Source organism: Micromonospora sp. DT231 (assembly GCF_049847025.1).
Lineage (GTDB): Bacteria > Actinomycetota > Actinomycetes > Mycobacteriales > Micromonosporaceae > Micromonospora.
Genome location: NZ_JBNCNO010000003.1, coordinates 666,194 through 678,444, shown reverse-complemented (window position 1 = coordinate 678,444; position 12,251 = coordinate 666,194). Strand labels below are relative to the sequence as shown.

General features: G+C 73.0%; 13 protein-coding genes and 1 riboswitch. Of the genes, 3 read left to right on the top strand and 10 right to left on the bottom strand.

Annotated elements, in window-relative coordinates; genetic code table 11:
- Window positions 1-744 (top strand): amino acid ABC transporter ATP-binding protein, encoded by a 744-nt coding sequence (locus ACPXBU_RS11280; protein WP_393367890.1) that lies wholly within the window; start codon window positions 1-3, stop codon window positions 742-744.
- Window positions 745-775: 31 nt separating this feature from the next.
- Here the strand turns inward: ACPXBU_RS11280 and ribH are convergent, their stop codons facing one another.
- From ribH to rpe, 7 genes are all read right to left on the bottom strand, one after another.
- Window positions 776-1,276 carry a 6,7-dimethyl-8-ribityllumazine synthase gene (gene ribH, locus ACPXBU_RS11275; protein ID WP_357375587.1) on the bottom strand — a complete coding sequence of 167 codons (501 nt, stop codon included), beginning with the start codon at window positions 1,274-1,276 and terminating at the stop codon, window positions 776-778.
- A 2-nt stretch (window positions 1,277-1,278) separates the two neighbouring features.
- A complete protein-coding gene (locus ACPXBU_RS11270) occupies window positions 1,279-2,544 on the bottom strand; it encodes a bifunctional 3,4-dihydroxy-2-butanone-4-phosphate synthase/GTP cyclohydrolase II (protein ID WP_393367889.1) in 1,266 nt (421 codons plus the stop codon).
- A gap of 142 nt (window positions 2,545-2,686) precedes the next feature.
- Window positions 2,687-3,373: a nicotinamide riboside transporter PnuC gene (pnuC, locus tag ACPXBU_RS11265; RefSeq protein WP_393367887.1), complete on the bottom strand. Its 687-nt coding sequence runs from the start codon at window positions 3,371-3,373 to the stop codon at window positions 2,687-2,689.
- The gene (locus ACPXBU_RS11260) at window positions 3,373-4,011 is read right to left on the bottom strand and encodes a riboflavin synthase (RefSeq protein ID WP_425757980.1); all 639 of its coding nucleotides are present in this window, start codon (window positions 4,009-4,011) and stop codon (window positions 3,373-3,375) included. The genes pnuC and ACPXBU_RS11260 overlap by 1 nt, the downstream gene beginning before the upstream one ends.
- A gap of 1 nt (window position 4,012) precedes the next feature.
- Window positions 4,013-5,074, bottom strand: coding sequence for a bifunctional diaminohydroxyphosphoribosylaminopyrimidine deaminase/5-amino-6-(5-phosphoribosylamino)uracil reductase RibD (gene ribD / locus ACPXBU_RS11255; protein ID WP_393367884.1), 1,062 nt, complete (start codon window positions 5,072-5,074; stop codon window positions 4,013-4,015).
- A gap of 196 nt (window positions 5,075-5,270) precedes the next feature.
- A riboswitch (FMN riboswitch) is annotated at window positions 5,271-5,441 on the bottom strand.
- 77 nt (window positions 5,442-5,518) lie between these two features.
- A complete protein-coding gene (locus ACPXBU_RS11250; RefSeq protein WP_425757979.1) occupies window positions 5,519-6,475 on the bottom strand; it encodes a GGDEF domain-containing response regulator in 957 nt (318 codons plus the stop codon).
- 1 nt (window position 6,476) lies between these two features.
- Window positions 6,477-7,157, bottom strand: coding sequence for a ribulose-phosphate 3-epimerase (gene rpe, locus ACPXBU_RS11245; protein ID WP_357375470.1), 681 nt, complete (start codon window positions 7,155-7,157; stop codon window positions 6,477-6,479).
- Between the two features lie 254 nt (window positions 7,158-7,411).
- Here rpe and ACPXBU_RS11240 point away from each other — a divergent pair, with 254 nt between their 5' ends.
- Both ACPXBU_RS11240 and ACPXBU_RS11235 read left to right on the top strand, forming a co-directional pair.
- Window positions 7,412-8,302, top strand: coding sequence for a septum formation family protein (locus ACPXBU_RS11240; protein WP_393367881.1), 891 nt, complete (start codon window positions 7,412-7,414; stop codon window positions 8,300-8,302).
- 82 nt (window positions 8,303-8,384) lie between these two features.
- Window positions 8,385-9,275 (top strand): septum formation family protein, encoded by an 891-nt coding sequence (locus tag ACPXBU_RS11235; protein ID WP_425757978.1) that lies wholly within the window; start codon window positions 8,385-8,387, stop codon window positions 9,273-9,275.
- 44 nt (window positions 9,276-9,319) lie between these two features.
- Here ACPXBU_RS11235 and ACPXBU_RS11230 read toward each other — a convergent pair whose 3' ends face one another.
- From ACPXBU_RS11230 to def, 3 genes are read right to left on the bottom strand one after another with little or no spacing between them, the layout of a single operon-like run.
- Window positions 9,320-10,798 (bottom strand): RsmB/NOP family class I SAM-dependent RNA methyltransferase, encoded by a 1,479-nt coding sequence (locus ACPXBU_RS11230; protein WP_425758015.1) that lies wholly within the window; start codon window positions 10,796-10,798, stop codon window positions 9,320-9,322.
- A complete protein-coding gene (gene fmt / locus ACPXBU_RS11225) occupies window positions 10,753-11,679 on the bottom strand; it encodes a methionyl-tRNA formyltransferase (RefSeq protein WP_425757977.1) in 927 nt (308 codons plus the stop codon). Before fmt ends, ACPXBU_RS11230 begins: the two co-directional genes overlap by 46 nt.
- Before the next feature lie 5 nt (window positions 11,680-11,684).
- A complete protein-coding gene (def, locus tag ACPXBU_RS11220; protein WP_393367876.1) occupies window positions 11,685-12,242 on the bottom strand; it encodes a peptide deformylase in 558 nt (185 codons plus the stop codon).
- Window positions 12,243-12,251: the final 9 nt, after the last annotated feature.

Below are 12,251 nucleotides of genomic sequence, written 5' to 3'. Positions count from 1 at the left end.
ATGACACTGCTGCGCTGCCGGGGCCTGCGCAAGGAGTTCGCGGGCGCCGTCGTGCTCGACCAGCTCGACCTGACCGTCGCCGAGCACCAGGTGGTCGCGCTGATCGGCGCCTCCGGTTCGGGCAAGTCGACACTGCTGCGCTGCGTGAACCTGCTGGAGGACCTCGACGACGGCACCATCGAGTTGGACGGGGAGGACATCTCCGATCCCCGGGTGGACCCGGACCGGGTCCGCCGCCGGATCGGGATGGTGTTCCAGGCGTACAACCTCTTCCCGCACCTGAGCGTGTTGGACAACATCACCCTCGCGCCGCGGCGCGTACACCGGCGGGCCCGTGCGGAGGCGGAGGCCCAGGCCCGGGAGTTGCTCGACCGGGTGGGTCTCGGCGCCCGGGCGGACGCATACCCGGATCGGCTCTCCGGCGGGCAGCAGCAGCGGGTGGCGATCGTCCGGGCGCTGGCGAACTCACCCCGCCTGATGCTGCTCGACGAGATCACCTCCGCGCTGGACCCGGAACTCGTCGGTGAGGTGCTGGCGATGATCCGGGACCTGAAGGCCGACGGCATGACAATGGTGCTGGCCACCCACGAGATGGGCTTCGCCCGGGAGGTCGCCGACCAGGTCTGCTTCCTCGACGCCGGACGGGTCGTCGAGAGCGGCCCGCCGGAGCAGGTGCTCGGCGAGCCGACCCAGCCCCGCACCCGGCAGTTCCTGCACCGGATCATCGAGGCCGGTCGGCTCTGAGGGCCCGCCCGCAGAGCCGACCGAGGCGGCGTCAGCCGCTGAACCCGACCCGCTGGGCGTTGCCCGCCGCCACCGTCCGCACGGCGAGCGCGGCGTCGAGCGCGGCCACGGTCGCGGCCCAGCCCTTGTCCTCGGCCGAGCCGGGCAGACCGGCTCGGTCGCGGGCCTGCTCGATGGTCTCCACGGTCAGCACCCCGTGCGCCACCGGCTTGCCCTCGTCCAGCGCCACCCGGGTCAGCCCGTCGGTCACCGAGCGGCAGACGTAGTCGAAGTGGGCGGTGGAACCGCGCACCACCACGCCGAGAGCGACCACCACGTCACAGCGGCGCGCGAGGGCCTGGGCCACCACCGGCAACTCGACCGAGCCGGCGACCCGGGCGACGACCGAACGCGCCCCGCACGCCTCGGCGGCGGCCACCGCCCGCTCCAGCATGTGGTCGGTCAGGTCACCGTGCCACCGGGCCGCCACGATCCCGACGGTCAGCCCCGCGGCGTCCACCGCGTCGACTCCCGGCTCACCGAAACCCGCCATCGTCATGCTCCGATCTCGTCGTTGGCGACCGGGCGCCCCAGCGGCGCCTCGGACACCTCGTCCAACTCGTCCAGCAGGTGACCCATCCGGTCCCGCTTGGTGCGCAGGTAGCGCAGGTTCTCCGGGTGCGCGCCGGCCGGCAACCCCTCCCGGCCGGTGATGGTCAACCCGTACCCCTCCAGCCCGGCCCGCTTGGCCGGGTTGTTCGTCAACAGTCGCATCGAGCGCACGCCGAGGTCGTAGAGGATCTGGGCGCCGGTGCCGTAGTCGCGGGCGTCGGCCGGCAGGCCCAGGTCGAGGTTGGCGTCGACGGTGTCGCGGCCGGAATCCTGCAACTGGTACGCCTGCAGCTTGTGCAGCAGCCCGATGCCGCGCCCCTCGTGACCCCGGACGTAGAGGACCACGCCTCGGCCCTCGCGACCGACCCGGGCCAGCGCGGCGTCCAACTGTGGCCCGCAGTCGCAGCGCAGCGAGCCGAACACGTCACCGGTGAGGCACTCCGAGTGCACCCGGACCAGCACGTCGTGGCCGTCGCCGAGGTCACCGAGCACCATCGCGACGTGTTCGGCCGGATCGTGCGCGGCGCGGTAGCCGAGCGCCCGGAACACCCCGTGCCGGGTGGGCATCCGGGCGTCCGCGACCAGCTCGACCTGCTTCTCGGTACGCCGCCGGTAGGCGATCAGGTCGGCGATGGTGATCAGCATGAGGCCGTGCTCGGCGGAGAACTTCTCCAGGTCCGGCAGCCGCATCATGGTGCCGTCGTCGTTGACCAACTCGCAGAGCACACCCGCCGGGCGCAGCCCGGCCAGCCGGGTCAGGTCGATCCCCGCCTCGGTGTGCCCGGGTCGCCGCAACACCCCGCCCTCGCGGGCACGCAACGGCACCACGTGGCCGGGCCGGGCCAGGTCGGTCGAGTCGGTCGCCGCGCCGGCGAGCAGCCGACTGGTGTGCGCCCGGTCGGCCGCCGAGATGCCGGTGCTGATGCCCTCCCGGGCGTCCACGGTCACCGTGTACGCGGTGCCGCGCCGGTCCTGGTTGGTGTGGTGCATCGGCGGCAGGTCGAGGCGGTCGGCCTCGCTCTCGGTCAACGCCACGCAGACGTACCCGGAGGTGTAGCGCACCATGAACGCCATCAGCTCCGGCGTGGCCAACTCGGCCGCGAAGATCAGGTCGCCCTCGTTCTCCCGGTCGGCGTCGTCGACCACGACGACCGGCCGCCCGGCGGCGATCTCCGCGATCGCCTGCTCGATATCCCCGAAACTGGTCATGCCGCCACTCCACTTCGCCGAACGGTCCGAGCCCCGGCCGCGTCGGTCTGTCCTGACAAGGCCACGCGGCCTCGGCCGGGGGTCGGACTGTGAGCAGTGGCGTCATGACCCACCACGGGGCTGAGCCTGCTGATTCGCTCGCTCATGCCACGGCCTCCGTGTAGATGGGACGGACGGGCGCCGGCCGGGTGGCGCGCGAGGTGCGCCACCAGGCGGCGAAGCCCCAGGCGCAGATGGCGCCGTAGACCAGGTACATGGCCGCCGACGGATAGAAGCCGCCGCGCAGCAGCAGCGGCACCCCGACCGCGTCCACCGCGATCCAGAGCAGCCAGAACTCCACCCAGCCACGGGCCATGCCGTAGGTGGCCAGCAGGCTGCCGGTGAGGATCCAGGCGTCGGGCAGCGGACCCCACGAGCCCAGTGCCTTGAGCACCGGGTACGCCGCGGCGGTGCCGACCACGGCGGCCAGCAGCAGCATCAGCCGCTCCCGCCCGGTGGCCCAGCGCGGGACGACAGCCGCCTGACCGGCGTCGGCGCGACTGTTGCGCCGCCAGCGCCACCAGCCGTAGACGCTGACCGCGAAGAAGAACACCTGCCTGCCGGCCTGCCCGTACAGGTCGTGCTCCTGCGGGGTGGCGAACACCCCGCCGAGGAAGACGGTGAGCAGCAGCGCGTTGCCGACCATGCCGACCGGCCACGCCCAGACCAGCCGGCGCAGCCCCAGCACCGCGGAGATCAGCCCGAAGGCGTTGCCGACGATCTCCCGGGCCAGCACCGGCGAGCCGGCCACCTGCACCTGGGCGTCCAACAGCCAACTCAGCGGACCCATCAGGCCACCTCGCCCGGGTTCGTGCTCGCCCCGCGAGCGTCGGTGAGCCGGTCGCCGAGCAGCCGTTCGACGTACTTGGCCAGCACGTCGACCTCCAGGTTGACCGGGTCGCCGACGCCCTTGGCGCCGAGCGTGGTCAGCGTGAGCGTGGTCGGGATCAACCCGACGGCGAACTCGTCCGTGCCCACCTCGGCCACGGTCAGCGAGACGCCGTCGATGGTGATCGAGCCCTTCTCCACCACGTACCGGGAGAGTGCGGCGGGCAGACGGAAACGGACGGTCTCCCACTGCTCGGCCGGCTCCCGGGAGATCAGCTCGCCGACGCCGTCGACGTGGCCCTGCACCAGGTGCCCGCCGAGGCGGCTGCCGAGGGCGGCGGCCCGCTCCAGGTTGACCGGGTCGCCGACGTTCAACGCGCCCAGCGCGGAGCGGCGCAGCGTCTCGCCCATCACGTCGGCGGTGAAAACCCCGTCGGTGACCTCCACGACGGTCAGGCAGACGCCGTTGACCGCGATGGAGTCGCCGTGCCGGGCGTCGGACGTGACGAGCGGACCGCGAACGGCGACAAGCGCCGAATCGCCCGCCGTCGCCGTGACCCGGACGATCTCGCCCAACTCCTCGATAATGCCGGTGAACATGTCAGCCCTCCCTTTTGCGGGGCAAAGCGGTGATCCGGAGATCCGGACCGATCTGCGTAACGTCGACGAACTCCAGATCGATGGCCTCGGCGATGGTGGTCACTCCCGCGTCGACGAGAGCTGTCGGGCCGGCGCCGAGCAACCGGGGCGCGACGTAGGAGACGATCTTGTCGATCAGGCCGGCCCGCAGGAACGCGCCGGCCAGTCGGGGGCCGCCCTCCAGCAGCACCGCGCGGACCCCGCGCTGGTGCAGCGCCGCGAGCAGCGCCGGCAGGTCGACCCGGCCGTCCGGGTCGGCGCCGACCTCGTCGGCGGTCGCGATCCACGTCCGCGCGGCGCCGTCGCGGACCAGGGCGTCAGCCGGGGTACGCCCCGAGCTGTCCACGACCACCCGCAGCGGCTGCCGGATGGCCAGGCTGCCGTCGCGCAGGTTCCGGGCGGTCAACCGGGGGTCGTCGGCGAGCACGGTGCCCACCCCGGCGAGCACCGCGTCGACGGTGCCGCGCAGCGCGTGCACGTCCATCCGCGCCGCCTCCGAGGTGATCCACATGCTGGTGCCGTCTGCCGCGGCGGAGCGCCCGTCGAGCGTGGCGGCGTACTTCCAGATGACGTACGGCCAGCCGCGGCGCATCGAGGTCAGCCAGGCGACGTTGCCGGCCTCGGCCTCCTCGCCGCGTACCCCCAGATCGACCCGGACCCCGGCGGCGCGCAGGGTGGCGGCGCCCCCGGACGCGACCGGGTTGGGGTCGGGCACGGCGATGACCACCCGGGAGACCCCGGCCTGGACGAGCGCGGAACTGCAGGGGCCGGTGCGACCGGTGTGGTCGCAGGGTTCCAGAGTGACGACGGCGGTGCCGCCCTTGGCGCGTCGCCCGGCCTGCGCCAGCGCGACGATCTCGGCGTGCGGCCCGCCGGCGTACGCGTGGAAGCCCTCACCGACGACCTCGCCGTCCTCGTCGAGCAGCACGCAGCCGACCACCGGGTTGGGACTGGTGGTGCCGAGCCCGCGTGCCGCCAACTCGATCGCACGCCGCATCGCCTCGTCGACGGAGACGCTGGCCATCGCCCTGTCCTGCCCTCTCACTCGCCGGTCCGCGCGCGGGCGGTCAGGGAGGCTGCGGCCATGGGGCCGCGGGCAGGCGGTGGCGGATCCGGGGAACGGCGCGAGCCGCCCGCGGATTTCCGGGAACGGCACAGCCGCCCCCGGAGGGTCGGCGCGGCACGCTGAAGCCAGCGGCCGGCTCGGACCCGTCCGTCCCGCGCGCTGTCTCCCATCCGGACTGTCTGGGGGCGGACGAACCGCTCCCAACCGTCGGCCCCGGATTTTCACCAGGTCCACCGGACAGCAGAGCCGTCCGGGTCGCGGGCTGACCACGGTTGGACCGTGGATCACCGCCGGTTCGGAATTTCACCGAGTCCCGCCAGCGCGTGGTGGGTACAGGGCAGTCTTACACGCCGACGGGGGTGCGTCGCCACCCAGGCGAGCTACTTCACAGGGCTGTCATGCTCACGTGACACCGCGGCGCCGGTCCACGGCGACGTACGACCCCGGTTGGCTCTTGGCCACCGTCTTCATCTCCGAGGCCACCGCGATCGCCTCCAGGGGGTCGGTGAACCGCTTGCCGGCGTCGGAGAGCGACACCCCGATGGAGAGCGTCACCAGGGCCGCCCGCCGGATGTTGCCGCGGCGATCCTTCAGCTCGACGAAGCCGCGCTCCCGGTCGGTCGGGTCGTAGAGCGTGTCGGCGGCGTTCTCGAAGTCGACGACCGCGCGGGACGTCAGGGGGCGCACCTGGTCCGGGGCGCAGACGATGACGAAGTCGTCGCCGCCGACGTGACCGAGGAAGGCCGGTGGCAGCCCGACGCCCACCACCGCCCGGTGCAGGCTGCGGGCCAGCGCGGAGATGAAGTCGTCGCCGCGCACGAAGCCGTACCTGTCGTTGACGCTCTTGAACCGGTCGATGTCGACGTAGCCGACGGCGTAGTCCACGCCGTTTCGGACCCGGTCGCTGATCTCCCGACGGATCCGGCTGTTGCCGGGCAGCCCGGTCAGCGGGGAGACCTCCCGGAACTCCTTGTTGCGGCGCAGGGTGGACGAGACCCGGGCCACCAGCTCGGCGGTGTCGAACGGCTTGACCAGGTAGTCGTCGGCGCCGGCGCTGAGCCCGTGCACCTTGTCGACGGTCATCCCCTTGGCCGTCAGCATGATCACCGGCAGGGCGGAGGTCATCGGGTCGGCGCGCAGCCGCCGGGTCAGCTCCAGCCCGTCGATGCGGGGCATCATGAGGTCGACGACCGCCAGGTCCGGTCGCTGGCGCTCGATGACCTCCAGGGCCTCCTGGCCGTCGCTGGCGTGGATCACGTCGAAGCCGTGCAGCCGCAGGTTGAACTCGACGAAACGAGCGATGTCCTCGTCGTCGTCGACGACGAGGATGATGTCCTTGCGGTCGACCTCGGGCTCCACCTCAGGCCCCGGGAGCCGCGCGTTCCGCGAGTGCCCGCAGGTGTCGTACCGCCTCCGCCGGGTCGGCGGCGCCGTACACGGCGGTGCCGGCCACGAACGCGTCGGCGCCGGCGGCGGCCGCCTGCTCGATGGTGTCCGCGGCGATCCCGCCGTCCACCTCGATGCGCAGCTCCAGGTGCCCGGCCGAGACGTGCCGGCGGGCGGTACGCACCTTCTCCAGCAACTGCGGGATGAACCGCTGCCCACCGAAACCGGCCTTGATCGTCATGATCAGCAGGGTGTCGAAGCTGGGCAGCAGGTCCAGGTACGGCTCGATCGGGGTGTCCCGGTCGATGGCCAGGCCGGCCTTCGCACCCGCCGAGCGCAGGTCCTTGGCCAGCGCCACCGGGTCGTCGGCCGCCTCCGCGTGGAAGGTGACGTTGTACGCCCCCGCGTCGGCGTAACCGGGGGCCCACCGGCGCGGATCCTCGATCATCAGGTGCACGTCGAACGGCATCGCGGTGACCGCCCGCAGGCTCTGCACCACAGGCAACCCGATGGTCAGGTTCGGCACGAAATGGTTGTCCATCACGTCGACGTGCAACCAGTCCGCGGCGTCCTCGACGGCACGGACCTCTTCGGCGAGGTGGGCGAAATCGGCGGCCAGGATGCTCGGCGCGACGATCGGCGGCGGTACGGTCACGGGGCCAGTGTACGAACGCGGTCACCCGTCACCCGCATCGCGGCACCAACTCCGACGCGTTGTGATGCGACAGTGACCAGTGGTGCAGAATTAGGCGCTCCGGACTGCCGAATCCGGACGAACAGACATGAGTGGCTGGCCGATCGACGGAAACGCGACGACACTCCAAGCGGGACAGTGCCGAAGGGCGCTCACCCGCCGGGGTTTCGCCGCGGGGCGCGGTGACCGGCCGCCAGCTCCCGGAAGGGCGGACGATGCGACGGTGGTTTCCAGCGCTGGTGCTGGCCGGCGTCACGACGATGCTGCTGGCCGGCTGCGCGCCGGCGCGGGGCGCGGACGGTGATCTCACCGACGACTGGCCGGCGCTGCGGGAGCCGACGCCGTTCACCCCGGCCACCGACACCTGCCTGCCCCGGATCACCGCGGTCGTGCAGGCCAGCACCTACGAGACGGTGGACTGCGCGCGCAACCACCTGGCCGAGGCCATCCACGTCGGCGCCTTCGTCGGGCCCGACGCGCTGACCGAGACCCGGCCGGAGCCGGGCTCGTCGGCGCTGCGCACGGCCCGCGCCGAGTGCGACCAACGGGCCCGGGATGTGCTCGGCGGCGACTGGCACACGGCCCGACTCACGCTGTCCCTGGCGCTGCCCTCGGCGCCGGCCTGGGCCGGCGGCGCGCGCTGGTTCCGCTGCGACCTCAGCGAGACCGGCAGCATCGACAACACCCGCCCGGTGAACCGCACCGGCAGCCTGCGCGGCGCGTTGATCGGCGACAGCCCACTGACCCACCGCTGCTTCGACCCCAAGCTGATCGGCGACAACCTCAACTACATGGCGCCGGTGCTCTGCACCGAGCCGCACCGCGCCGAGTTCGTGGGCGTCTACCAGGAACGGGACACCACCTGGGCCGAGTTCGCCCGCACCGCCGTGCAGGCACACCGACGCTGCATGGAGCTGATCGCCGCGTACGCCGCCGTGCCGAACAACAAGGACCTGCCGTACCGGGCCGGGTCCATCTACTACCCGCCGTCACAACGGGAGTGGGAGGAGGGCGACCGTGGGGTGCGTTGTTTCCTGTGGAGCGACGACCGCAAACTCACCCGCTCGATGCGCGGCGCCGGCCCCGAGGGACTGCCCGCCATCTGAGCACGGGTGCCGTATGCTGCTGCGCCGTGGCGCTACCGACCGGCGGGGTCCGGCCGGAGGCCACAGTGGCGGGAGGTCAGGGATGCGACGGTGGTGGACGGCGTACGCCGGGGGTGCGGCCCTGGCCCTGATGCTGGTCGGGTGCAGCGCACCCGCCGGCGTCGACCGTGACCTCGTGGACGACTGGCCGGCGCCCGTCGCGGCGCAGCAGTTCGTGCCCGCCGCCGACGTCTGCCACCTGACCGCTCAGCAGGTCGGCTTCCTGACCGGCTACAACCCGACGGCGTGCACCGAGTCGCACCTGGTGGAGACCATGCACGTCGGCACGTTCACCGGCGCGGACGCCACGCCGGGCACGCCCCCGCAGCCCGGCTCGGCGGGCATGCGGGCCGCACAGGCCGGGTGCGACACGGTGGTCAACAAGGCGGTGGGCGCCGACTGGCGTTCCGGGCGGATCGGCCTGACCGTCGTGTTGCCGTCGCCGCAGGCCTGGGCGGGCGGCGCCCGCTGGTACCGCTGCGACGTCAGCGAGATCGCCAGCATCGACGACACCACCGTCGGCCCGCGCACCGGCAGCCTCCGGGGCGCGCTGTCCGGCAAGGCGCCGCTGGCGTACCGGTGCTTCAACCCCAAGCTGGTCAAGGACGACATCGACGAGATGGCGCCGGTCTCCTGCACGGCCAAGCACCACGCCGAGTTCGTCGGGGTCTGGCAGGCCCCGGCGGTCACCTTCGCCGAGTTCTCCCGCACCGTCAAGAAGACCCACCGGGCCTGCCAGACGATGATCGCCAAGTACGCCAAAGTCCCGGACAACTCCCAGCTCGACTTCCGCGCCGGCACGATCTACTACCAGCCGTACGAGGAGGAGTGGAAGAACGGCAACCGCGGGGTGCAGTGCTTCCTCTGGATCTCCGACCGGAACCTGACCCGCTCGATGCGCAACGCCGGCACCAATGGTCTCCCGATCACCTGAGCGTCCGCGTCCGGCCGGTCGGGTGACCGGCCGGACGGGAGCCGTCAGCCTCGCCGCAGGACGGCGAGGAACATCGCGTCGGTGCCGTGGCGGTGCGGCCAGAGCTGCACCGTCGGTCCGTCACCCAGACCGGGCATGCCGACCGGCAGCAGCGGCCGGGCGTCGACGAAGTCCACCGCGACGCCACTGCGGCGGGCCGCCTCGGTCACCGTCACGTGCGTCTCGACCGTGTGCGGCGAGCAGGTGACATAGGCGACCAGGCCACCGGGGCGCACCGCCCGCAACGCCGCACCCAGCAACTCCCGTTGCAGCCGGGTCAGCGGCGGCAGGTCGGACGGTTGGCGACGCCACCGCGACTCCGGCCGGCGTCGCAGCGAGCCCAACCCCGTGCAGGGGGCGTCCACAAGCACCCGGTCGAAGTGCTGCTCCGGCAGCTTCGGGTCGGCGCCGACGTCGCGGCCGTCCATGGCCAGCACGGTCACCGGCAGGTCGCGGGTGGCCAGGGACACCAGCCGGGCGCGGTGCTCGGCCACCTCCACCGCGGTCACCCGCGCACCACGCTGCGCGGCCAGCGCGCCGAGCAGGCCGGCCTTGCCGCCCGGACCGGCGCACAGGTCCAGCCAGCGCCCGTCCGGGCCGTCCAGCGGCGCGTCGGCGAGTGCCGCGGCGACCAGCTGGGAGCCCTCGTCCTGGACGTGGGCACGGCCGTCGACAACCGCCGGGATGTCGCCGGGCGCGCCGCCGGGCAGATAGACGGTGTACGGCGAGAAGGCGCCGGGCGCCCCACCGACCTGGTCGGCCAGCTCGATCGGGTCGATCAGGCCCGGCCGGGCGCACAGGTGCACCGGCGGGCGCTCGTTGTCCTCGATCAGGAGCCGGGCCGTCTCACCGAGATCGCCGTCGAGCGCCTCGGAGAAGGCCCGCACGATCCACTGCGGATGGCTGTACGCCAACGCCAGGTGCCCGACCGGGTCGGTCTCCATCGGTGGGGCGAGTTTCGCCACCCAGGCGTCCGCGTCGCGGCTGGACACCTCGCGCAGCACCGCGTTGGCGAAGCCGGTCGCGCCCGGTGCGACCGAACGGACCAGGTCGACTGTCGACGACACCGCGGCGTGCGCGGGCACCCGCGTGTGCAGGAGCTGGTACGCCCCGAGCCGCAGCGCGTCGCGCACCGGTGGGTCGATCCGGGCCACGTCCCGGCCGGCGGCGTCGGTCAGGATCGCGTCCAACGTGCCCAGGTTGCGCAGGGTGCCGTAGGTCAGCTCGGTGGCGAAGGCCGCGTCCCTGCCGAACAGCCCCTCCTCCCGCAGGATGATGGGCAGCACCAGGTTGGCGAACGCGTCGTCGCGGTGCACCGCGGCCACCGCCTCGTACGCCGCGCGGCGCGGGCGGTCCAGCGGTGGCCGAACCGGCCGGCGGTCCCCGCCACGACCCGCGGGCGGGCCGGAACGGGTGGGGCGGGTCCCCTCCGGGGCTGTCACGCGAAGTCCTCTCCGGTGCCGACCCGGACGCCGCGCGCCCAGTCGGTCGCGCCCATGGCCCGCTTGCCCGCGGCGCGGACCTCACCGAGGCGCACCGGCACGGTCGCCGTGCCGGCCAGCACCCGCGACTTCTCCACAAGCAACTCCCCGGGCTTCAGCTCGGGGCCGTCGGGCACCGGCACGACCGGGCCGAGCTTCACCCGCTCGCCCCGGAACGTGGTCCAGCCGCCCGGGGCCGGCGTGCAGGCCCGGATCCGGCGGTCCACGGCGAAGGCCGGGTCGACCCAGCGCACCCGGGCGTCGTCCACGGTCAACTTCGGCGCCAGCGAGACCCCGTCGGCGGGCTGCGGCTCGGCGCGGGCGGTGCCGTCGGCGATCGCGTCGAGCACCGCCACCAGCAGCCCGGCACCGGAGTCGGCGAGCCGTTCCAGCAGGTCACCGGAGGTGTCGGCGGGCCGGATCTCGTCGGTGAGGGTGCCGTAGACCGGGCCGGTGTCCAGGCCCTCCTCCAACTGGAAGACGCTGGCCCCGGTCAGCTCGTCCCCGTGCAGCACGGCGTGCTGCACGGGAGCGGCGCCACGCCACGCGGGCAGCAGCGAGAAGTGCAGGTTGATCCAGCCGTGCCGGGGGATCTCCAGGGCGGCCGGCGGCACCAGCGCGCCGTAGGCGACCACCGGCACGCAGTCCGGTGCGAGCGCGCGCAGCCGGTCGAGGAACTCGGGCTCGCGGGGGCGGGCCGGCGTGAGCACCTCGACGCCGTGCGCGTCGGCCCACTCGCCGACCGGGGAGCGGGACAGGCCACGCCCACGCCCGGCGGGCGCGTCCGGCCGGGTGACCACGGCGAGCAGGTCGTGCGAGGAGGCGGCGACGGCGGCCAGGGCGGGAACGGCCACGGCCGGCGTGCCGGCGAAGATCACACGCATCGGGGTCACCGACCCAGACCGAAGGGGTCGCTGATGTGCGGGCTCAGCTTGACCGTGGGTGGGGCCGCCGCGTCGTACCAGTCGGCCTGACGGATCGCCTTCATGGCTTCCTTGCGCCCCTCCTGGTCCAGCCGGTCCAGGAACAGCACCCCGTCGAGGTGGTCGGTCTCGTGCTGCACGCACCGCGCCATCAGGCCGGTGCCGACGATCTGCACCGGGTCACCGAAGGAGCTGAAGCCCTTGGCGATGACGTTCTGCCGACGCTTGGTGTCGAAGTAGAGCCCGGGGATCGACAGGCAGCCCTCCGGGCCGTCCTGCTCCTCCTCGTCGGGAAACTCCAGCACCGGATTGATCAGGTGCCCGAGGACGTCGTCGACGTCGAAGGTGAACACCCGCAGACTCACGCCGAGCTGCGGCGCGGCCAGGCCGGCGCCGTTCTGCTCACGCATCGTGTCGGTCAGGTCGGCGACGAGCCGACGCAGCTCGGCGTCGAAGTCGACCACCGGATCGGCCGGCGTGCGCAGCACCGGATCCCCAAACAGACGGATGGGCTGAACGGTCACGCGGGATGG

What these genes read in the sequence shown, in the direction of transcription:
- ACPXBU_RS11270 (WP_393367889.1), bottom strand. Translation starts at nt 2,544, where the DNA reads ATGACCAGTTTCGGGGATATCGAGCAGGCGATCGCGGAGATCGCCGCC.
- ACPXBU_RS11240 (WP_393367881.1), top strand. Translation starts at nt 7,412, where the DNA reads ATGCGACGGTGGTTTCCAGCGCTGGTGCTGGCCGGCGTCACGACGATG.
- ACPXBU_RS11260 (WP_425757980.1), bottom strand. Translation starts at nt 4,011, where the DNA reads ATGTTCACCGGCATTATCGAGGAGTTGGGCGAGATCGTCCGGGTCACG.
- ACPXBU_RS11280 (WP_393367890.1), top strand. Translation starts at nt 1, where the DNA reads ATGACACTGCTGCGCTGCCGGGGCCTGCGCAAGGAGTTCGCGGGCGCC.
- ribH (WP_357375587.1), bottom strand. Translation starts at nt 1,276, where the DNA reads ATGGCGGGTTTCGGTGAGCCGGGAGTCGACGCGGTGGACGCCGCGGGG.
- fmt (WP_425757977.1), bottom strand. Translation starts at nt 11,679, where the DNA reads ATGCGTGTGATCTTCGCCGGCACGCCGGCCGTGGCCGTTCCCGCCCTG.
- ACPXBU_RS11235 (WP_425757978.1), top strand. Translation starts at nt 8,385, where the DNA reads ATGCGACGGTGGTGGACGGCGTACGCCGGGGGTGCGGCCCTGGCCCTG.
- pnuC (WP_393367887.1), bottom strand. Translation starts at nt 3,373, where the DNA reads ATGGGTCCGCTGAGTTGGCTGTTGGACGCCCAGGTGCAGGTGGCCGGC.
- ribD (WP_393367884.1), bottom strand. Translation starts at nt 5,074, where the DNA reads ATGGCCAGCGTCTCCGTCGACGAGGCGATGCGGCGTGCGATCGAGTTG.